Genomic DNA, 19,489 nt, shown 5'->3' with positions numbered 1-19,489 from the left:
CAGAGGCCAAAGGGCTTGGATGAAAGACGTTTTTCACCCGTTGACAAATCTCGGCAAGGTTCTCATAGTTTGAACAACGCAAACGTTTGCGAGATGTTTCATTGTGCAAGCGTTGCTCACAATAATCATAAGATCGGAGTGAACCCATGAAGCTGCCATTTGCTGGACGTCTTCTTGCTGTCGCTGTGCTTGCTGCCGCATCCGCTGCTCTACCTATTTCCTCTGCATTTGCTGATGACGCCGCCGCCAAACCCAAGGTCGGCCTGGTGATGAAATCCCTCGCTAATGAATTCTTCGTCACCATGCAGGACGGCGCCAAGTCCTATCAGAAAGAACACGCCGCCGACTTTGACATGATCACCAACGGCATCAAGAACGAAACCGATACCAGTGCACAGATCGATATCGTCAACCAGATGATCCTTGCCAAAGTAAACGCCATCGTGATCGCCCCTGCCGACTCCAAGGCATTGGTGACCGTGCTGAAGAAAGCCTCCGATGCCGGCATCAAGATCGTCAACATCGACAACCGCCTGGATCCGGACGTACTGAAAAGCAAAAACCTCAATATCCCGTTCGTAGGCCCGGACAACCGCAAAGGCTCCAAGCTGGTGGGTGACTACCTGGCCAAACAACTGGCCTCGGGCGATAAAGTCGGCATCATCGAAGGTGTACCGACCACCACCAACGCCCAACAGCGCACCGCAGGCTACAAGGATGCGATGGACGCCGCTGGTATGAAGATTGTCTCCACCCAATCGGGCAACTGGGAAATCGACCAGGGCCAGAAAGTCGCGTCTGCCATGTTGAGCGAATACCCGGACCTCAAGGCACTGTTGGCGGGTAACGACAACATGGCGCTGGGCGCTGTCTCTGCCGTACGTGCAGCGGGCAAGGCCGGCAAAGTGCTGGTCGTGGGCTACGACAACATTGAAGCCATCAAGCCGATGTTGCAGGACGGCCGGGTCTTGGCGACCGCCGACCAGGCCGCTGCTCAGCAGGCCGTGTTCGGTATCCAGAACGCGCTCAAGCTGGTCAAGGGTGAGAAAGTCGATGCCAAAGATGGCGTGATCGAAACCCCGGTCGAACTCGTTCTCAAGAAGTAATCCTGGCAGTACCCAACAGCGCCCGCTCGTCCTGAGCGGGCGCCTGGAGATTTTCCTATGTCATCTTCCGCCCCGAACGCTGTCCTCTCGGTCAGCGGTATCGGCAAGACCTATGCCCAACCGGTTCTATCCGACATCACCCTCACGCTCAATCGCGGGGAAGTGCTGGCGCTGACCGGTGAGAACGGCGCAGGTAAAAGTACGCTGTCGAAAATTATCGGCGGGCTGGTCACGCCGACCACCGGGCACATGCAGTTCAATGGTCAGGATTTCCGCCCCGGCAGCCGCACCCAGGCTGAAGAGCTGGGCGTGCGCATGGTCATGCAGGAACTCAATCTGCTGCCAACACTGACCGTGGCCGAAAACCTGTTCCTGGATAACCTGCCCAGCAAATGTGGTTGGATCAGCCGCAAGCAATTGCGCAAAGCCGCGATCGAGGCCATGGCCCAGGTCGGCCTGGATGCGATCGACCCGGACACCCTGGTTGGCACCTTGGGCATTGGCCATCAACAAATGGTCGAAATCGCCCGCAACCTGATCGGCGACTGCCATGTTCTGATCCTCGACGAGCCCACGGCGATGCTGACCGCGCGTGAAGTCGAAATGCTCTTTGAGCAAATCACCCGCCTGCAGGCCCGCGGCGTGGCGATCATTTATATTTCGCACCGGCTGGAAGAACTGGCCCGTGTCGCCCAGCGTATTGCGGTATTGCGCGACGGCAAGCTGGTCTGCGTCGAGCCGATGGCCAATTACAACAGTGAGCAACTGGTCACCTTGATGGTTGGTCGCGAGTTGGGTGAAAAAATCGACCTGGGCCCGCGCACCATCGGCGGTCCCGCCTTGACCGTGAAAGGGTTGACCCGCTCGGACAAGGTTCGCGATGTGTCCTTTGAAGTGCGCGCCGGTGAGATCTATGGCATCTCCGGCCTGATCGGCGCTGGCCGCACTGAGTTATTGCGACTGATCTTCGGCGCGGACCTGGCGGACAGCGGCACTGTCGCCTTGGGTTCGCCGGCCAAGGTGGTGAGCATCCGTTCCCCGGTGGATGCGGTCGGCCATGGCATCGCCCTGATCACCGAAGACCGCAAAGGCGAAGGCCTGCTGCTGACCCAGTCCATCAGCGCCAACATTGCCTTGGGCAACATGCCGGAAATCTCCGGCGGCGGTGTGGTGAACAGCCGCGACGAAACCGCCTTGGCCAAGCGTCAGATCGATGCCATGCGCATTCGCAGCTCCAGCCCGGCGCAGCTGGTGTCCGAGCTGTCGGGCGGCAACCAGCAGAAAGTCGTGATCGGCCGTTGGCTGGAGCGCGATTGCGCGGTGATGCTGTTCGATGAACCGACTCGGGGTATCGACGTCGGCGCCAAGTTCGACATTTATGCCTTGCTCGGCGAATTGACTCGCCAGGGCAAAGCGCTGGTGGTGGTCTCCAGTGATCTGCGGGAACTGATGCTGATCTGCGACCGCATCGGTGTGTTGTCCGCCGGGCGCCTGATCGAGACCTTCGAGCGCGACAGCTGGACCCAGGACGAATTGCTCGCCGCCGCCTTTGCCGGCTACCAAAAACGTGACGCGCTGCTCAATGACGCAGTGCTTAGGGAAACCCCATGAAAACCACAACTTCCCCCGGTAAAACCGGCGGTAACTTCTACGGCCTGGGCACCTACCTGGGGCTGGCCGGCGCTTTGTTGGCGATGATTGCGCTGTTCTCGGTGCTGAGCGACCACTTCCTGTCCTATGACACCTTCAGCACCCTGGCCAACCAGATTCCGGACCTGATGGTGCTGGCGGTGGGCATGACGTTCATCCTGATCATCGGCGGCATCGACCTGTCGGTAGGTTCGGTGCTGGCATTGGCCGCATCGGCGGTCAGTGTGGCGATTCTCGGCTGGGGCTGGAGCGTTCTGCCGGCAGCGCTGCTCGGCATGGGCTGCGCCGCGTTGGCTGGCACCATCACGGGCTCGATCACCGTGGCTTGGCGCATTCCGTCGTTCATCGTGTCGCTCGGTGTGCTGGAAATGGCGCGTGGCGTGGCCTACCAGATGACCGGCTCGCGCACCGCCTATATCGGTGACTCGTATGCCTGGCTGTCGAACCCGGTTGCCTTCGGGATTTCACCGTCGTTTATCATCGCCCTGCTGGTGATCATCGCCGCTCAGTTGGTGTTGACGCGCACGGTGTTTGGTCGCTACCTGATCGGTATCGGCACCAACGAAGAGGCCGTGCGCCTGGCCGGGATCAATCCAAAGCCCTACAAGATCCTGGTGTTCAGTCTGATGGGCCTGTTGGCCGGTGTGGCGGCGCTGTTCCAGATTTCGCGCCTGGAAGCGGCGGACCCGAATGCCGGCTCCGGCCTGGAACTGCAGGTGATCGCCGCTGTGGTCATCGGCGGTACGAGCCTGATGGGCGGGCGCGGTTCGGTCATCAGTACGTTCTTCGGTGTGTTGATTATTTCGGTATTGGCCGCCGGCCTTGCGCAGATCGGTGCCACCGAGCCCACCAAACGCATCATCACCGGTGCTGTGATCGTGATTGCTGTGGTCCTCGACACCTACCGCAGCCAGCGCGCCAGTCGGCGGGGCTAAACCATGGCAACGATCAAGGATGTGGCAGCGCTTGCAGGTATTTCCTACACCACCGTGTCGCATGTGGTGAACAAGACGCGGCCGGTCAGCGAACCTGTGCGGATCAAGGTGGAGGCGGCGATCAAGCAGCTCGACTACGTGCCGAGTGCGGTCGCGCGATCGCTCAAGGCCAAGACTACCGCCACCATCGGCTTGTTGGTGCCCAACAGTCTGAACCCGTATTTTGCGGAGTTGGCCCGGGGGATCGAGGATTACTGCGAGCGTAATGGCTATTGCGTGATCCTCTGCAACTCCGACGACAACGCTGAAAAGCAGCGCAGTTATTTGCGCGTGTTGCTGGAGAAACGCATCGACGGCTTGATCGTCACCTCGGTGGGGGGCGACGACAGTGGCCTCGCCGCCGGCTTGAGTGCGGTGCGCACGCCCATGGTGATCGTCGACCGTGCGCTGGACGGCATTGATGTCGACCTGGTGCGCATCGACCACGAGGAGGGCGCTTACCTCGCGACCCGGCACTTGCTTGAACTCGGTCACCGCGACATCGCCTGTATCGGTGGCCCCGGCCACACTCGCGTGGCGCAGATGCGTTTGGCGGGGTATCACCGCGCGCTGCGTGAGGCGGGCGTGGAAGTGGCGGCGAATCGCACCTTGGAAAGCGACTTCACCAGCACCGGCGGATATGCGGCGGCGGTGCAGTTGCTGTCGGAAAATCCGCCCAGCGCGATATTCGCCAGTAACGATATGATTGGTTTCGGCGTGTTACGTGCCGCGGCCGAGCGCAATATTCGCGTGCCTGGCGAGCTGTCGGTGATCGGGTTCGATGATATTCAAATGGGCCGTTACGTGTACCCCGCGTTGACCACGGTCGGGCAGTCGATCGTGCAACTGGGCGAGACGGCCGCCGAGCTTTTACTGCGACGAATTGCAACACCCCAACTGCCGATCGATCAACGCATCGTGACGCCGAGTATTGTTTTGCGTGAGTCGACGGCGCCCTTTGCCGGTGTGTTCGCCCAATACCGCTGAACCGAATTGATGAGTAATGATGTATGCCCGCAAAAGTAGTGGTAATAGGCAGCTTGAACATGGACCTGGTCACCCGCGCCAGCCGGTTGCCACGCGCCGGTGAAACCCTGATCGGCCAAACGTTTTCCACCGTCCCCGGTGGCAAGGGCGCTAACCAGGCGGTGGCTGCGGCGCGTCTTGGGGCGGATGTGGCGATGGTCGGCTGCGTCGGCACGGACGCCTACGGCACCCAGTTGCGCGAGGCTTTATTGGTTGAGGGCATTGATTGCCAGGCTGTGAGCACCGTCGACGGTTCCAGCGGCGTGGCGCTGATTGTGGTGGATGACAGCAGCCAGAACGCGATTGTGATCGTGGCTGGCAGTAACGGTGAGCTGACCCCCGACTCGTTGCAAGTCGCTGACGCGGTGTTACAAGCCGCCGAGGTGATCGTCTGCCAGCTGGAAACCCCGCTGCACACCGTAGGCCATGCCCTGAAACGCAGTCGTGAATTGGGCAAAACGGTGATCCTTAACCCGGCGCCGGCCAGTGGCCCCTTGCCTGCCGAGTGGTACGCCTCGATCGATTACCTGATTCCCAATGAAAGTGAAGCCAGCGCATTAAGTGGCGTGACGGTCGACTCCCTCGACAGTGCCAAGGTCGCCGCAACGCAGCTGATCAAGGCGGGTGCCGGCAAGGTCATCATCACCCTCGGTGCTCAGGGCGCGTTGTTTGCCGATGGCCAAGGTTTTGAGCATTTGGTGGCGCCCAAGGTCAAGGCGGTGGATACCACGGCTGCCGGCGACACCTTTGTCGGTGGTTTTGCCGCAGCGCTCGCCAATGGCAAGAGCGAAGCCGAGGCCATCCGCTTTGGCCAGGTGGCGGCAGCCTTGTCCGTGACTCGCGCCGGTGCGCAACCCTCTATTCCTACGCTGCACGACGTGCAAGGTTTTGTGCCCTCATGAAAAAGACACCTCTGCTCAATATTGCCCTGTCGCGCGTGATCGCATCTCTCGGTCACGGCGACATCCTGGTGATCGGCGATGCCGGCCTGCCTGTGCCGCCAGGTGTCGAGCTGATCGACCTGGCGCTGACCCAGGGCATTCCCGACTTCATCAGCACCCTGCGCATTGTGCTCAGCGAAATGCAGGTGGAAAGCCATGTGTTGGCCGAAGAAATCCTGCTCAAGCAACCGCCTGCGCTCGCCGAACTCAACAGCCTGACTGAGCAGGCAGCCCTCGGCGAGCGCCGTCTGGTCAGCCATGAAGAATTCAAGCAACTGAGCCGCAAGGCCCGCGCCGTGGTGCGCACTGGCGAGTGCCAGCCTTATTGCAATATCGCGCTGGTGTCCGGCGTAACCTTCTAGAGTTCCCCTACGACAAGGAGTGTTTCATGCAACGTGGTCTTCCAACCCTGAAAAACCTGTTTCGGAGTGTCCTGCTTTTGTCCGCGCTCACTGCAGCCAGCGCCCATGCGGCGGAAAAAATCGACCTGATCATCGACACCGACCCAGGCGCCGACGATGTGGTGGCGTTGCTGTTTGCAATGGCCTCACCCCAGGAATTGAGCATTCGTGCACTGACCACCGTCGCCGGTAACGTGCGCCTCGACAAAACCTCCCGTAACGCGCGACTGGCCCGTGAGTGGGCAGGGCGCGAGGATATTCCGGTGTACGCAGGCGCACCCAAACCGATGCTGCGCACGCCGATCTACGCCGAGAACATTCACGGTAAGGAAGGTATCTCCGGCGTTGCCGTGCACGAGCCGAAAAAAGGCCTGGCTGAGGGCAATGCCGTTGATTACCTGATCAAGACCCTCGGCACCGCCAAGCCGCACAGCATTACCATCGCCATGCTCGGCCCACAGACCAACCTGGCATTGGCGCTGACCCAGGCGCCGGAAATCACTCAAGGCATCAAAGAAGTGGTGGTGATGGGCGGTGCGCACTTCAACGGCGGCAACATCACGCCGGTGGCTGAGTTCAACTTGTTCGCGGACCCTATCGCGGCTGAGATCGTGCTCAAAAGTGGCGTCAAGCTGACTTACCTGCCGCTGGACGTGACCCACAAGGTGCTGACCAGTGACGCGCGGATGAAACAGATCGCCGACATCAAGAACAACGCGAGCAAAGTCGTTGGCGATATCCTGAATGAATACGTCAAAGGCGACATGGAGCACTACGGCATCCCAGGCGGGCCAGTGCACGATGCCACGGTCATTGCCTACCTGCTCAAGCCTGAGCTGTTCAGCGGGCGTGAAGTGAACGTGGTGGTGGACAGCCGTGAAGGCCCGACCTTCGGCCAGACCATCGTCGATTGGTACGATGGCCTGAAACAACCGAAGAACGCGTTCTGGGTTGAGAACGGCGACGCCCAAGGCTTCTTCGATCTGCTGACCGAGCGCCTGGCGCGTCTGAAGTAATGAGTTTGCCGGTCGGCGTTCGCCGGCCGGTTCTTTATTCGCGCTCGGGGTTGTGAGCGCCCATGTGATCGGCCGGGTATTTCTCGAATATCTGGCCGATGAACGCCTGAGCGGCCTGAGTGCCGAGCTCTTTGACCAGCAGATCGATTCCAATGATTGCCAACTCCTCCGGGCTTCCGGGGCTGTAGGAGCTTTGTCCTTGGGGCCACTTGGCTTTGATGTCGGCTTGGAGGGTAACAGTGGTCATGGGTGTCTCGCGGAGTTGGAAGTACTGGGCAGTGCGCTAAAACGCGGTTCTTACCGGGGCAGTTAACCATTTTTGGCGGGCGTATGGCACTGCTACTTAGGCATGAGATGCTTCGGGATGAGGCAGACGCTGTGCGACACTGTGCCTCAATTTAATTGCCGGGGAACGCCAGGTGCAGATCGATTTGAAAAACCCCGAGAACCTGACGCTGGACGCTGTCCGTCAGCTGCTGGCCAGTGCCAGTGACGATGAACATACGCAGTTGCGGGTCACTAAGGCCGGTGTCGCCTACATTTCTTCAGGGGTGGTGGGTGGCACTGATATTGGAGGCTTGCTGTTTCGTCTTGAAACCTGGGCCAAAGGTTCTGGTTACGTCGGTAACGTCGCGGCCAGCGATGAAGTCTGGGTCATGCAGATTTTCAACGCGCTCAAGCAGAACTGGCCAACACCGCCGTTCGACTACATCGACATCTACTGAATACGTTCATATCTGGTGACGATTGACTGAGCGAATGCTCGCCCTGAGTCAGGCAGACTTGCCTACGGGCGATTTACGTCTTGAAACCAATCTGCCAGATCGCTGTCGCACGATCTCTGTCCATTTTTAATCATAGGAGGCTTCATGCCTTGGAAGCTCGCATCATTCGGTACTTTGTTGGCAGCACTCGCTTTGGCGGGTTGCAGCACCCCAGGTGCCTCTGAGCCAGCCAAAGACGCCGCCGTGACCGATGCCGGTCATAGCCGCTGTGAGTCGAAAGCTGCCGAGTTCGCGATCGGCCAGAAAGCCTCGCCTCAACTGCTGGATCAGGCGCGTACCCGTGCCGGTGCGCAGAACGCGCGGATCCTCAGGCCTAGCGACATGGTCACCCTGGAATACCGCTCAGACCGCCTGAACCTGAGCACCGACGATAACTTGGTGATCACGCGGGTCAACTGCGGCTGAGCACCTCGCGGCTTTTGCAACGCGCATAAAAAACCCCGTCACATGGACGGGGTTTTTTTTAGCTCAGCGGAGAATTACTCGCCGCGAACCTGTGCAGCTTGCATACCCTTTTGGCCTTTCTCAGCCACGAAGGAAACGGTTTGGCCTTCTTTCAGGCTTTTGAAACCGTCGCTTTCGATAGCTTTGAAGTGTACGAACAGGTCGTCACCGCCACCTTGAGGAGTGATGAAGCCGAAGCCTTTTTCATCGTTGAACCATTTAACGGTGCCGGTTTGGCGATTAGACATGGTGTATCTCCAAGAAACATATATTTTCAGTAGTGCTGTGCTGCTCAGGCCAACTGGGCACACCGAGCTATCATAGTCGAAATGTTCGACTTGGGAGCCCCCCCAAGGCATTGTTTGCTAATCAATAGCGTTGCGTTTAGTGCTTTGGTCGGCTGAAAGCCCCGATCTACGGGGCTTTCGCGCGAAATATCAGCTGTTAAAAAAAGCCGTAAAAGCTGCGTAATTTGTGAGAAATAGCAGTTTTCAGGCGGTTTTTTCAGCACGGCGACCGTCTGATCAGTGGTCGATCTTACTTTTTCTTCACCACTTTGCAGGACGAAATGGCCGCGACAGCTTTGTTTTTAAGCTGCGGGCTGGCGTTCTGGTTGGTCATGAGCTCTTTGATTTCTGCAGTGCTCAATTCGGCGTTGATCTTGTCCGCGCCACATTCGCAATGGTCTTTGGCGGTTTTGGCGTCTACGTTCTGGCTGGCAGCTGCGCTGCAGTCTTTGACGAAGCTGTCACGTGCGCCCGCTGGCCAGTTCGACGGGGCAGCGGCCTGCGCGCCGAGGGAAAGAATAGTCAGGGATGCGGCGAGAGCGAGGGATGAGGTGAAACGCATCATGTGGATGCTCCTTTGGGTCGAGGACGAACGGCGATTCTCGGGGTGTTTGAGGCGTGGCGTACAGCTCAAGTTCACTTTTGCAGCTATAAAGCCTGGAATTTGTCTTTACACAAGATAGCGTCGGCGCGATGACCGTTCATCTGTGCTAGGATCTTGCGCTTGGCTAAATCCGGGCGTGCCAATTGCCGCCTTGCCATGTTTCTTTTTAGCTCACTCCAGTCACTCTGGTTCGATTATCGGTTGGCCGAAAGGCTCCTGCCGCTGTAAGGCAGGCGTTCAGCAATGAACGGCCTGGTGTTGGATCTTGTACTGGCTCATCCCAACCCACGTGACCTTTGGTAGGGGTCACCACTAGGAGAGGAGGCGCCATGCCAACTATTACTCTTCCCGACGGCAGTCAACGTTCATTCGATCATTCGGTTTCAGTCGCCGAGGTCGCCGCATCCATTGGTGCAGGCCTGGCCAAGGCCACCGTGGCCGGCAAGGTCGACGGCAAGCTGGTTGACGCCAGCGACCTGATCACCTCAGACGCCAGCCTGCAAATCATCACGCCCAAGGATCAAGAGGGGCTGGAGATCATTCGCCACTCTTGCGCGCACCTGATTGGCCATGCGGTCAAGCAGCTGTACCCGACGGCGAAAATGGTCATCGGCCCGGTCATCGATGAAGGCTTCTATTACGACATCGCCTACGAACGCCCTTTCACGCCGGACGACCTGGCCGCGATCGAGCAGCGCATGCACGCGCTGATCGAAAAAGATTACGACGTGATCAAGAAGGTCACCCCGCGCGCTGAAGTGATCGACGTGTTCACTGCTCGTGGCGAAGACTACAAGCTGCGTCTGGTGGAAGACATGCCGGACGAGCAGGCCATGGGCCTGTACTACCACGAAGAATATGTCGACATGTGCCGCGGTCCGCACGTGCCGAACACACGCTTCCTCAAGTCGTTCAAGCTGACCAAGTTGTCCGGTGCCTACTGGCGCGGCGACGCAAAGAACGAGCAACTGCAGCGGATCTACGGCACTGCCTGGGCTGACAAGAAGCAGCTGGCGGCCTACATCCAGCGCATCGAAGAAGCCGAGAAGCGCGATCACCGCAAGATCGGCAAGCGCCTGAACCTGTTCCACCTTCAGGAAGAAGCGCCGGGGATGGTGTTCTGGCACCCGAACGGCTGGACCCTGTACCAAGTGCTCGAGCAGTACATGCGCAAAGTGCAGCGCGAAAACGGCTACCTGGAGATCAAGACTCCCCAGGTCGTTGATCGCAGCCTGTGGGAGAAATCCGGGCACTGGGCCAACTACGCCGACAACATGTTCACCACTCAGTCGGAAAACCGCGACTACGCCATCAAGCCAATGAACTGCCCGTGCCACGTGCAGGTGTTCAACCAGGGCCTGAAGAGCTACCGCGAGTTGCCGATGCGCCTGGCCGAGTTCGGTGCCTGCCACCGTAACGAGCCATCGGGTGCACTGCATGGCATCATGCGTGTGCGCGGCTTCACTCAGGACGACGCCCACATCTTCTGCACCGAAGAGCAGATGCAGGCTGAATCCGCTGCGTTCATCAAGCTGACCATGGACGTTTATCGCGATTTCGGTTTCACCGAAGTCGAAATGAAGCTGTCCACTCGTCCGGAAAAACGCGTCGGTTCCGACGAGCTGTGGGATCGCGCCGAAGCTGCACTGGCCGCAGCCCTAGACAGCGCGGGCCTTGCGTACGATTTGCAGCCGGGTGAGGGCGCCTTCTACGGTCCTAAAATCGAGTTCTCGCTGAAAGATTGTCTTGGCCGTGTCTGGCAATGTGGTACTTTGCAGCTCGATTTTAACCTGCCGATCCGTTTGGGAGCCGAATACGTCTCCGAAGACAACAGCCGTAAACACCCGGTTATGCTGCACCGGGCGATCCTCGGCTCGTTCGAACGGTTTGTCGGGATCCTGATCGAGCACTACGAGGGTGCATTCCCCGCGTGGCTGGCTCCCACCCAGGCAGTGATCATGAATATCACTGATAAACAGGCCGATTTTGCTGCTGAAGTTGAAAAAACTCTCAACGAAAGCGGATTTCGTGCCAAGTCCGACTTGAGAAATGAAAAGATCGGCTTTAAAATCCGTGAGCATACTTTGCTCAAGGTTCCCTATCTTTTGGTTATCGGAGATCGGGAAGTCGAGATGCAGACTGTCGCTGTGCGTACTCGTGAAGGTGCTGACCTGGGCTCGATGCCCGTCGCCCAGTTCGCTGAGTTCCTCGCGCAAGCGGTTTCCCGGCGTGGTCGCCCAGATTCGGAGTAATTATTATTAAGCGTGAAATGAGACAAGATAAACGAGCTGCACCGAAAGCCCCGATCAACGAGAATATCTCGGCACGCGAGGTTCGGTTAATTGGCGCTGACGGCGAGCAGATTGGCATCGTCTCGATTGATGAAGCGCTTCGTATTGCTGAAGAGTCCAAATTGGACCTGGTGGAAATCTCCGCCGACGCAATCCCACCCGTTTGCCGGGTGATGGACTACGGCAAGTCGATCTTCGAGAAGAAGAAGCAGGTTGCCGCAGCGAAGAAGAACCAGAAGCAGATTCAAGTAAAAGAAATCAAGTTTCGTCCAGGGACGGAGGAAGGGGATTACCAGGTAAAACTGCGCAACCTGGTACGTTTCCTGAGTGATGGGGACAGGGCCAAGGTATCCTTGCGATTCCGCGGCCGTGAGATGGCCCACCAGGAGCTGGGGATGGAACTCCTCAAGCGGGTTGAAGGTGACCTGCTGGAGTACGGTTCCGTCGAGCAGCATCCTAAGATGGAAGGACGCCAGCTGATTATGGTCATCGCCCCGAAAAAGAAGAAGTAATCAACAGGGCACGGCAGGCCTTCTGATTATGTTTATCAACTGAATGCGGAGTATCCGAACATGCCAAAGATGAAGACTAAAAGTGGTGCTGCTAAGCGGTTTCTGAAAACTGCTAACGGTATCAAGCACAAGCACGCTTTCAAGAGCCACATCCTGACCAAAATGTCGACCAAGCGTAAGCGTCAATTGCGCGGTAGCAGCTTGCTGCATCCGTCTGACGTGGCAAAAGTCGAGCGCATGCTGCGCCTTCGTTAATTTTGGATCAAGAATAGAGGAAGTAACTCATGGCTCGTGTAAAGCGTGGCGTCATTGCCCGTAAACGTCACAAAAAAATTCTGAAACTCGCTAAAGGCTACTACGGCGCACGCTCACGCGTATTCCGTGTTGCCAAGCAAGCGGTAATCAAGGCAGGCCAATACGCCTACCGTGACCGTCGTCAGAAAAAACGTCAGTTCCGCGCTCTGTGGATCGCTCGTATCAACGCTGGTGCACGTGTTAACGGTCTGTCCTACAGCCGTTTCATCGCTGGCCTGAAAAAAGCGTCCATCGAAATCGACCGTAAGGTTCTGGCTGAACTGGCCGTGAACGATAAAGCGGTGTTTGCTGCGATTGTCGAGAAAGCTAAAGCCACCTTGGCTTAAGTACCCCCGACAGTCACCTTGGGTTACTCCTGTAGCCCAAGGTGGTAAACGTCATAAATAGGGGAAGAGCCTTCAAGCTCTTCCCCTATTTTGTATCTGGAGTCTGTACATGGAAAACCTGGACGCGCTCGTCGCTCAAGCTCTCGAGGCTGTGCAAAGCGCTGAAGATATCAATGCCCTGGAGCAAATCCGGGTTCACTACCTTGGCAAAAAAGGTGAATTGACTCAGGTGATGAAGACCCTGGGGAATTTGCCGGCTGAAGAGCGTCCGCAAGTCGGTGCGCTGATCAACGTCGCCAAGGAGCGTGTCACTGAGGTTCTCAATGCGCGCAAGGCGTCGCTCGAGGAGGCCGATCTTGCGGCCAAGCTCGCCGCCGAGTCCATTGACGTGACCTTGCCTGGCCGTGGCCAGGCCTCGGGCGGTCTGCATCCGATTACCCGGACTCTGGAACGTATCGAGCAGTTCTTCACCCACATCGGCTACGGCATTGCCGAAGGCCCTGAGGTCGAAGACGACTATCACAACTTCGAGGCGCTCAACATCCCAGGCCATCACCCGGCCCGGTCGATGCACGACACCTTCTATTTCAACGCGAACATGCTGTTGCGCACCCATACCTCGCCGGTACAGGTCCGCACCATGGAAGCGACCAAGCCGCCGATCCGCATCGTCTGCCCAGGCCGTGTGTACCGTAGCGACTCCGATATCACCCACTCGCCGATGTTCCACCAGGTTGAAGGCCTGCTGGTTGATCGCGATATCAATTTCGCCGACCTCAAAGGCACCATCGAAGAATTCCTGCGGGTGTTTTTCGAGAAAGAGCTGGCGGTGCGTTTTCGTCCATCGTTCTTCCCGTTCACCGAGCCGTCCGCTGAAGTCGATATGGAATGCGTGATGTGCAGCGGTAAAGGCTGCCGTGTCTGCAAGCAGACCGGCTGGCTGGAAGTGATGGGCTGCGGCATGGTTCACCCCAACGTACTGCGCATGTCCGGGATCGACCCGGAAGAGTTCTCGGGCTTTGCCTTCGGCATGGGCGTTGAGCGTCTGGCCATGCTGCGTTACGGCGTGAACGACTTGCGTCTGTTCTTCGACAACGACTTGCGGTTCCTCGCGCAATTTCGCTAGTCGTAACGAATCTTTAGGAGAGCAGGATGAAATTCAGTGAACAATGGCTGCGTGGCTGGGTAAGCCCGCAGGTAGATCGCGACGAGCTGGTTGCTCGTCTGTCGATGGCCGGTCTTGAGGTCGATAGCGTTACGCCGGCCGCCGGTGTTTTCAGCGGTGTGGTCGTGGGCGAAGTGCTGAGCACCGAGCAACATCCCGATGCCGACAAATTGCGTGTGTGCCAGGTCAGCAATGGCGCGCAGACTTTCCAGGTCGTGTGCGGTGCGCCAAACGTGCGCCCGGGCCTGAAGATTCCGTTCGCCATGATCGGCGCCGAACTGCCGGGCGACTTCAAGATCAAGAAAGCCAAGCTGCGTGGCGTTGAGTCCAACGGCATGCTCTGCTCACAGGCTGAGCTGCAAGTGGGCGAGGGCAACGATGGCCTGATGGAGCTGCCGGCCGACGCGCCAGTGGGCCAGGACGTTCGTGTCTACCTGGAACTGGAAGACGCCAGCATCGAGGTCGACCTGACCCCGAACCGTGGCGACTGCCTGTCCCTGGCGGGTCTGGCGCGTGAAGTGGGTGCGCTGTACAACGCCCCCGTCACTCGTCCCGTGGTTGCCGCCGTACCCGCTGTGCACGACGAAGTGCGCTCTATCGAAGTGCTGGCACCCAACGCTTGCCCACGTTACCTGGGCCGCGTGATCCGCAATGTCGACCTGTCCAAGCCAACCCCACTGTGGATGGTTGAGCGCCTGCGTCGCGCCGACGTACGCAGCATTGACGCCGCCGTCGATATCACCAACTACGTGATGCTCGAGTTGGGCCAACCGCTGCATGCGTTCGATCTTGCCGAAATCAACGGCGGCGTCCGCGTACGCATGGCCGAAGAAGGTGAGAAGCTGGTACTGCTCGACGGCCAGGAAGTAACCCTGCGCGCCGACACGCTGGTGATCGCCGACCATTCCCGCGCACTGGCCATTGCCGGCGTGATGGGGGGCGAGCACAGCGGCGTGTCCGCGACCACGCGTGACATTTTCCTTGAAAGTGCGTTCTTTGATCAGATCGTCATCGCTGGCAAGGCCCGTTCCTACGGCTTGCACACCGATGCTTCGCACCGCTATGAGCGTGGCGTGGACTGGAAGCTGGCCCGTGAAGCCATGGAGCGCGCCACTGGCTTGCTGCTGGAAATCACCGGCGGCGAAGCTGGCCCGATCACTGAAAGCGTGAGCGAGCAGCACCTGCCGTCCGTTGCACCGATCACCCTGCGCGCCAAGAGCGTCGAGCAAATGCTCGGTCTGGTGATCGAGCCTGCTCAAATCGAGCAACTGCTGTCGGCGCTCGGCCTGGGTATTTCCGCTGGCGGGGAAGGGCAGTGGCACGTTGAAGTGCCAAGCTATCGTTTCGACATCAGCCTGGAAGTCGACCTGATCGAAGAGCTGGCCCGCCTATATGGCTACAACCGCCTGCCGGTTCGCTACCCGCAAGCGCGTCTCGCGCCGCAGCCTAAAGCAGAAGCGCGTGCGCACCTGCCTGAACTGCGTCGTTTGCTGGTTGCCCGTGGCTATCAGGAAGCGGTGACCTACAGCTTCATCGACCCGAAACAGTTCGAACTGTTCAACCCGGGCGTAGAACCGCTGCTGTTGGCCAACCCGATCTCCAACGACATGGCGGCCATGCGTTCGTCGCTGTGGCCGGGCCTGGTGAAAGCACTTTCCCACAACTTGAACCGTCAGCAAGACCGCGTGCGCATGTTCGAAAGCGGCCTGCGTTTCGTCGGCCAACTCGACGGCCTGAAGCAAGAGCCGATGCTGGCTGGCGTGGTGTGCGGCAGCCGCCTGCCGGAAGGCTGGGCACAGGGCCGTGACGGCGTGGATTTCTTCGACGTTAAAGCGGATGTGGAAGCAGTATTGGGCTTCGCCGGCGCACTCGACGATTTCACCTTCGTGCCAGGCAGCCACCCGGCGTTGCACCCGGGCCAGACCGCGCGTATCGAGCGCGAAGGGCGTTTGGTAGGCTTCGTCGGCGCCATCCACCCGGAGCTGTCGAAAACCCTAGGTCTGGACCGTCCAGTGTTCGTTTTTGAGCTGGTCTTGGCTGAAGTTGCATCGGGCAAAATGCCTAAATTCAGCGAGTTGTCGCGCTTCCCTGAAGTGCGTCGTGACTTGGCCCTGATCGCCGACCGTGAAGTGGCCGCCACTGCCGTTCTGGATGTAATCCGTGAAAATGCAGGGGAATGGCTGACAGACCTCAGGCTATTTGACGTCTATCAGGGTAAAGGCATTGATCCGCATAGAAAAAGCCTTGCAGTTGGCTTGACCTGGCAGCATCCATCGCGCACTCTTAATGACGATGAGGTGAATACCACGACACAAAATATCCTCACCTCGCTCGAACAAAGGTTGAACGCCACGTTAAGGAAGTGACGTATGGGGGCTTTGACGAAAGCTGAGATGGCGGAACGTCTGTACGAAGAGCTGGGTCTGAACAAACGCGAAGCCAAGGAATTGGTCGAGCTGTTTTTTGAAGAAATCAGGCACGCTCTGGAAGACAACGAGCAGGTCAAATTGTCCGGTTTCGGCAACTTTGACCTGCGTGACAAACGCCAGCGGCCTGGCCGCAATCCAAAAACGGGAGAAGAAATCCCGATCACGGCTCGCCGTGTGGTCACCTTTCGTCCAGGGCAGAAGTTGAAGGCCCGAGTTGAGGCTTATGCTGGAACCAAGTCATAACGACGAGCTACCCGTCATCCCAGGCAAACGCTACTTCACCATTGGTGAAGTCAGCGAGCTCTGTGCGGTCAAACCGCACGTGCTGCGCTATTGGGAGCAGGAGTTTCCTCAACTCAACCCCGTCAAACGCACCGGGAACCGTCGGTATTATCAGCGCCAGGATGTGCTGATGATCCGACAGATCCGTGCGTTGCTGTACGACCAGGGGTTCACCATCAGCGGCGCACGCCAGCGTATGTCCGGTGATGAAGCCAAAGACGACACCACCCAATACAAGCAAATGATCCGTCAGATGATCTCCGAACTCGAAGATGTGCTGGTTGTTCTGAAGAAGTGATACAAGCTTTTAAAATACTTCCACATTTCAAAAGCTTGCGGTATATTCCGGATCGCTTCGTAGCGAAGTAAACCCAGTAACACGCCTAGTCGGGGCGTAGCGCAGTCCGGTAGCGCACTAGCATGGGGTGCTAGGGGTCGAGTGTTCGAATCACTCCGTCCCGACCATTATTCCTGAGTAAAATCAGACACTTGAGCCGATCAGATAGATCGGCTTTTTTGTGTCTGCGCAAAATTGGCGCAAAACTACCCGGTGATTTCGCTGATATTCAGGTCCGGAATCGCCTCCGACCAGATAATTTTCTCGTGGTCTCGCTGGTAGTACAGACATTACCAATGGGGACAACGACGGCAAACCAGAGTCGACCCGATACCTGTGGCGCTCGGGGATCCGCAAGACGCTGGATGACCAGGTGAGTGGGGCGCTGACAGTGGCACAGGAACTGCTTGATGCAGAGTGAAACCTTTGCTGCGTAGCACGTTGCTGTAGCAGCGAGGTGAGACGGATGCTATCTGAGAAAACCTTCATTGATGGGGCGGGAGCTCAAGCACGCTACCCGCCGGATCATTCGGCCTATCAAGAGCCGGTGCTGAAGCCGCCTTGTTCCAGCCATTTTTCCAACAAACTCGCCTGCAGAGGCTTAGTGATCAGGTACCCTTGAGCCTCTGTACAACCCCAGCTAGTAATGAGATCAAGGATGTTGTCGGTCTCAACGCCCTCTGCTACGACTCTATACCCCAGCCCCCTTGAGAGTTCGATCAGCGTCTTAACTAGTTGTTTGTCTTTTTCATTCGTGTTGATGTTGCTAATCAGTGACTGGTCGAGTTTTACCGTATTTATCGGAAGTTGACGCAAGTATGTCCAGTTACTATAGCCAGTACCAAAGTCATCTACGGAAATCTCAATTCCCAATCCGCGCACGCGCTCTAGCTGTTTAATAACCATCTGAGGATCTGATATGAGCATGCTCTCGGTGAATTCAAGCTCAATACTTTCCGGGTAAAGGTCTCCGTTTTGCATGTGTTCTATAATTTTTTCTACCAATTTTGAGTTTTCAAGGTCGCTGACGGTCACGTTCATAGCGACTCTTAACTCAATGCCTCTCGTTCTCCAATCTTTCGTTTGGTCCACTACCGCATCAAGCACCCAGAAAGTTATTGACTGCATTAATGCAGTTTTAACGGCGAGAGGTATAAATTCTGCCGGACTAATCGGGCCGAGTGTCGGATGATTCCACCGGATCAACGCTTCTACGCTTTCGCACGCGAGGCTGGGCAAATTGACTTTCGGATGGAACACTAGACTCAGTTGCTCGGTAGATCGAACTGCATCCGGTAGAGAACTCAATAGTGCAAACGCGCGTTGCTGGGCTGCATCCAGTTCAGCCTGGTAAAGCGACCATCCCAAGTTTCTTGCTCTCGCATCGTCAGCTGCCCCAACCACCAAGCGCAGCCAATCCTTCTCTTCTGCATCGGCAATTTCCAAAACTCCTATGCCTGCCTGCATAAGTATTGGAATGTCTTGACAATCAACCGGCGTTTCAAAGCTCGAAAGAATTTTTAAGCAGAGATCTTCAACAGGTTCGCGAGCATTGAGAAGAAAGCCAAAGCGGGTGGGGCTGATTTTGTACAAAAGTAAATTTTTTGGTAACAAAGACAGGAGTCGAGTCTTTACATTAAGCATCAGCAATTGCGCAAAACTATAGCCAAGTGCTTTTACTACATCATTCAAAAATTTTGGTGAGATAATATCTACGGCATATAGGTTTTGTGGTATGCCGCTAGAGCTCGCTTGGCGAATATCTTCTTCAAGTCGGAGCCGGTTAAATAGTCCAGTAGGCTGGTCTATATAGTTACGGGAGCGTAAGCCCACAATCCGCATCACGACCAGTTGAGCAAAATAAACGAGCATTCCGGCGTCTCGTTTGCTCATAGGCCCTCTTGGCGAGGTGTCAATTACGCATAGACTGCCTAACGAGAAACCGTCACTTGTGAGAAGTGGTGCGCTAGCGTAATAGCGAATGAAGGGGAGGCCTGTTACCAAAGGGTTATCTTTGAAGTGATCGTCCTTTTGCGCATCCAAGATCTCCACAGGCTCTCTATCACGCAGTGAGTGCGCGCAGAACGAAGCGCTCCGTGGTGTTGCGCGCTGTTCAATCCCTATCCGAGCCCTGAACCATTGTTCGTGCTTGTCAACGATCGAAATCAATGCGATCGGAGCGCTGAAGTACTCAGATGTCATTGAAATCATCTTTTCGAAGACTTCGTCATCTTGGTCATTTTGCGGGCAAAGGTCCGCAACGCGTCGTAAGCGTTCAGTTTCGTAGTCAGGGATGGGAGCGTCTGCGTCCATGATTAACCTCGTGTAACACTGTCCTGTGGCTAGACGTTATCAGACCCCTAAAAAGTCGTCATTTGCCTCCGAAGCGTCTAAGAACTATAGCTGTAATCTTGGGCCATCGGCGGCTATCTGTTTTCTGCCAGCCTTCAGGAGGAAAGAGACCGCAAGATCTCGCCCTTCCTTGTAAACAGCACGAAATACACCTGGGCTACTGAAAAAATGTTGCAACAAGTGAGAAAGCATTTACCCATGCTGTCGATCTTGCGCGTTAGGGATTGATACTGAAGCCCGGCCAAT

Annotated in this window: 21 protein-coding genes and 1 tRNA gene; 18 read left to right on the top strand and 4 right to left on the bottom strand. The window is 57.1% G+C overall.

Annotated elements, in window-relative coordinates:
- Positions 1-146 precede the first annotated feature (146 nt).
- The 7 genes from ACI77I_RS14805 to ACI77I_RS14775 are packed head-to-tail and all read left to right on the top strand — an operon-like array spanning position 147 to position 7,114.
- Positions 147-1,106: a sugar ABC transporter substrate-binding protein gene (locus ACI77I_RS14805; protein ID WP_094952239.1), complete on the top strand. Its 960-nt coding sequence runs from the start codon at positions 147-149 to the stop codon at positions 1,104-1,106.
- 57 nt (positions 1,107-1,163) lie between these two features.
- Positions 1,164-2,717, top strand: coding sequence for a sugar ABC transporter ATP-binding protein (locus ACI77I_RS14800; RefSeq protein ID WP_094952238.1), 1,554 nt, complete (start codon positions 1,164-1,166; stop codon positions 2,715-2,717).
- Positions 2,714-3,691, top strand: a complete 978-nt coding sequence (locus tag ACI77I_RS14795) for an ABC transporter permease (RefSeq protein WP_094952237.1) — start codon at positions 2,714-2,716, stop codon at positions 3,689-3,691. The genes ACI77I_RS14800 and ACI77I_RS14795 overlap by 4 nt, the downstream gene beginning before the upstream one ends.
- Before the next feature lie 3 nt (positions 3,692-3,694).
- Positions 3,695-4,717 carry a LacI family DNA-binding transcriptional regulator gene (locus tag ACI77I_RS14790; RefSeq protein WP_094952236.1) on the top strand — a complete coding sequence of 341 codons (1,023 nt, stop codon included), beginning with the start codon at positions 3,695-3,697 and terminating at the stop codon, positions 4,715-4,717.
- Between the two features lie 23 nt (positions 4,718-4,740).
- The gene (gene rbsK, locus ACI77I_RS14785; RefSeq protein WP_406997833.1) at positions 4,741-5,658 is read left to right on the top strand and encodes a ribokinase; all 918 of its coding nucleotides are present in this window, start codon (positions 4,741-4,743) and stop codon (positions 5,656-5,658) included.
- On the top strand, positions 5,655-6,059 hold the full coding sequence (gene rbsD / locus ACI77I_RS14780) for a D-ribose pyranase (protein WP_094952234.1): 405 nt from the start codon (positions 5,655-5,657) through the stop codon (positions 6,057-6,059). Before rbsK ends, rbsD begins: the two co-directional genes overlap by 4 nt.
- A gap of 26 nt (positions 6,060-6,085) precedes the next feature.
- Complete coding sequence (locus ACI77I_RS14775) at positions 6,086-7,114, top strand: nucleoside hydrolase (RefSeq protein ID WP_406997832.1); 1,029 nt, start codon at positions 6,086-6,088, stop codon at positions 7,112-7,114.
- A gap of 34 nt (positions 7,115-7,148) precedes the next feature.
- Here ACI77I_RS14775 and ACI77I_RS14770 read toward each other — a convergent pair whose 3' ends face one another.
- Complete coding sequence (locus ACI77I_RS14770; protein WP_015884938.1) at positions 7,149-7,361, bottom strand: hypothetical protein; 213 nt, start codon at positions 7,359-7,361, stop codon at positions 7,149-7,151.
- A gap of 172 nt (positions 7,362-7,533) precedes the next feature.
- On the opposite strand from ACI77I_RS14770, the gene ACI77I_RS14765 reads away from it, so the two are divergent.
- Both ACI77I_RS14765 and ACI77I_RS14760 read left to right on the top strand, forming a co-directional pair.
- A complete protein-coding gene (locus tag ACI77I_RS14765; RefSeq protein WP_094952232.1) occupies positions 7,534-7,839 on the top strand; it encodes a hypothetical protein in 306 nt (101 codons plus the stop codon).
- Positions 7,840-7,983: 144 nt separating this feature from the next.
- Positions 7,984-8,304, top strand: a complete 321-nt coding sequence (locus tag ACI77I_RS14760) for an I78 family peptidase inhibitor (protein ID WP_242151073.1) — start codon at positions 7,984-7,986, stop codon at positions 8,302-8,304.
- Between the two features lie 74 nt (positions 8,305-8,378).
- Here the strand turns inward: ACI77I_RS14760 and ACI77I_RS14755 are convergent, their stop codons facing one another.
- Entirely contained in the window at positions 8,379-8,591 is a 213-nt protein-coding gene (locus ACI77I_RS14755) for a cold-shock protein (RefSeq protein WP_003234260.1), read from the bottom strand.
- Between the two features lie 289 nt (positions 8,592-8,880).
- Positions 8,881-9,195 carry a hypothetical protein gene (locus ACI77I_RS14750; protein ID WP_094952230.1) on the bottom strand — a complete coding sequence of 105 codons (315 nt, stop codon included), beginning with the start codon at positions 9,193-9,195 and terminating at the stop codon, positions 8,881-8,883.
- A gap of 368 nt (positions 9,196-9,563) precedes the next feature.
- On the opposite strand from ACI77I_RS14750, the gene thrS reads away from it, so the two are divergent.
- The 9 genes from thrS (at position 9,564) to ACI77I_RS14705 (ending at position 17,019) form a co-directional block, all read left to right on the top strand.
- Entirely contained in the window at positions 9,564-11,486 is a 1,923-nt protein-coding gene (thrS, locus tag ACI77I_RS14745) for a threonine--tRNA ligase (protein WP_024076468.1), read from the top strand.
- On the top strand, positions 11,486-12,037 hold the full coding sequence (infC, locus tag ACI77I_RS14740; protein WP_172979313.1) for a translation initiation factor IF-3: 552 nt from the start codon (positions 11,486-11,488) through the stop codon (positions 12,035-12,037). Before thrS ends, infC begins: the two co-directional genes overlap by 1 nt.
- A gap of 60 nt (positions 12,038-12,097) precedes the next feature.
- On the top strand, positions 12,098-12,292 hold the full coding sequence (rpmI, locus tag ACI77I_RS14735) for a 50S ribosomal protein L35 (protein WP_002553160.1): 195 nt from the start codon (positions 12,098-12,100) through the stop codon (positions 12,290-12,292).
- Between the two features lie 29 nt (positions 12,293-12,321).
- Positions 12,322-12,678, top strand: a complete 357-nt coding sequence (gene rplT, locus ACI77I_RS14730) for a 50S ribosomal protein L20 (RefSeq protein WP_053257052.1) — start codon at positions 12,322-12,324, stop codon at positions 12,676-12,678.
- Positions 12,679-12,787: 109 nt separating this feature from the next.
- Positions 12,788-13,804, top strand: a complete 1,017-nt coding sequence (gene pheS, locus ACI77I_RS14725; RefSeq protein ID WP_094952229.1) for a phenylalanine--tRNA ligase subunit alpha — start codon at positions 12,788-12,790, stop codon at positions 13,802-13,804.
- 26 nt (positions 13,805-13,830) lie between these two features.
- Positions 13,831-16,209, top strand: a complete 2,379-nt coding sequence (gene pheT / locus ACI77I_RS14720; RefSeq protein WP_406997831.1) for a phenylalanine--tRNA ligase subunit beta — start codon at positions 13,831-13,833, stop codon at positions 16,207-16,209.
- Positions 16,210-16,212: 3 nt separating this feature from the next.
- The gene (ihfA, locus tag ACI77I_RS14715; RefSeq protein ID WP_002553164.1) at positions 16,213-16,515 is read left to right on the top strand and encodes an integration host factor subunit alpha; all 303 of its coding nucleotides are present in this window, start codon (positions 16,213-16,215) and stop codon (positions 16,513-16,515) included.
- Positions 16,496-16,852, top strand: a complete 357-nt coding sequence (locus ACI77I_RS14710) for a MerR family transcriptional regulator (protein WP_003219935.1) — start codon at positions 16,496-16,498, stop codon at positions 16,850-16,852. Before ihfA ends, ACI77I_RS14710 begins: the two co-directional genes overlap by 20 nt.
- Before the next feature lie 90 nt (positions 16,853-16,942).
- A tRNA-Pro gene (locus tag ACI77I_RS14705) sits at positions 16,943-17,019 on the top strand.
- Positions 17,020-17,428: 409 nt separating this feature from the next.
- Here ACI77I_RS14705 and ACI77I_RS14700 read toward each other — a convergent pair.
- Positions 17,429-19,204, bottom strand: coding sequence for an EAL domain-containing protein (locus ACI77I_RS14700; protein ID WP_406997830.1), 1,776 nt, complete (start codon positions 19,202-19,204; stop codon positions 17,429-17,431).
- Positions 19,205-19,489 lie beyond the last annotated feature (285 nt).

The organism is Pseudomonas sp. D47, assembly GCF_045447305.1.
Taxonomy (GTDB): domain Bacteria; phylum Pseudomonadota; class Gammaproteobacteria; order Pseudomonadales; family Pseudomonadaceae; genus Aquipseudomonas.
This window is presented reverse-complemented; position numbering and strand designations above follow the sequence as displayed.

Excerpts from the sequence above, each read along its gene's own strand:
- ACI77I_RS14805 (WP_094952239.1), top strand. The coding sequence starts at position 147 with ATGAAGCTGCCATTTGCTGGACGTCTTCTTGCTGTCGCTGTGCTTGCT.
- ACI77I_RS14800 (WP_094952238.1), top strand. The coding sequence starts at position 1,164 with ATGTCATCTTCCGCCCCGAACGCTGTCCTCTCGGTCAGCGGTATCGGC.
- ACI77I_RS14795 (WP_094952237.1), top strand. The coding sequence starts at position 2,714 with ATGAAAACCACAACTTCCCCCGGTAAAACCGGCGGTAACTTCTACGGC.
- ACI77I_RS14790 (WP_094952236.1), top strand. The coding sequence starts at position 3,695 with ATGGCAACGATCAAGGATGTGGCAGCGCTTGCAGGTATTTCCTACACC.
- rbsK (WP_406997833.1), top strand. The coding sequence starts at position 4,741 with ATGCCCGCAAAAGTAGTGGTAATAGGCAGCTTGAACATGGACCTGGTC.
- rbsD (WP_094952234.1), top strand. The coding sequence starts at position 5,655 with ATGAAAAAGACACCTCTGCTCAATATTGCCCTGTCGCGCGTGATCGCA.
- ACI77I_RS14775 (WP_406997832.1), top strand. The coding sequence starts at position 6,086 with ATGCAACGTGGTCTTCCAACCCTGAAAAACCTGTTTCGGAGTGTCCTG.
- ACI77I_RS14770 (WP_015884938.1), bottom strand. The coding sequence starts at position 7,361 with ATGACCACTGTTACCCTCCAAGCCGACATCAAAGCCAAGTGGCCCCAA.
- ACI77I_RS14760 (WP_242151073.1), top strand. The coding sequence starts at position 7,984 with ATGCCTTGGAAGCTCGCATCATTCGGTACTTTGTTGGCAGCACTCGCT.
- ACI77I_RS14755 (WP_003234260.1), bottom strand. The coding sequence starts at position 8,591 with ATGTCTAATCGCCAAACCGGCACCGTTAAATGGTTCAACGATGAAAAA.
- ACI77I_RS14750 (WP_094952230.1), bottom strand. The coding sequence starts at position 9,195 with ATGATGCGTTTCACCTCATCCCTCGCTCTCGCCGCATCCCTGACTATT.
- thrS (WP_024076468.1), top strand. The coding sequence starts at position 9,564 with ATGCCAACTATTACTCTTCCCGACGGCAGTCAACGTTCATTCGATCAT.
- rpmI (WP_002553160.1), top strand. The coding sequence starts at position 12,098 with ATGCCAAAGATGAAGACTAAAAGTGGTGCTGCTAAGCGGTTTCTGAAA.
- rplT (WP_053257052.1), top strand. The coding sequence starts at position 12,322 with ATGGCTCGTGTAAAGCGTGGCGTCATTGCCCGTAAACGTCACAAAAAA.
- pheS (WP_094952229.1), top strand. The coding sequence starts at position 12,788 with ATGGAAAACCTGGACGCGCTCGTCGCTCAAGCTCTCGAGGCTGTGCAA.
- pheT (WP_406997831.1), top strand. The coding sequence starts at position 13,831 with ATGAAATTCAGTGAACAATGGCTGCGTGGCTGGGTAAGCCCGCAGGTA.
- ihfA (WP_002553164.1), top strand. The coding sequence starts at position 16,213 with ATGGGGGCTTTGACGAAAGCTGAGATGGCGGAACGTCTGTACGAAGAG.
- ACI77I_RS14710 (WP_003219935.1), top strand. The coding sequence starts at position 16,496 with ATGCTGGAACCAAGTCATAACGACGAGCTACCCGTCATCCCAGGCAAA.
- ACI77I_RS14700 (WP_406997830.1), bottom strand. The coding sequence starts at position 19,204 with ATGGACGCAGACGCTCCCATCCCTGACTACGAAACTGAACGCTTACGA.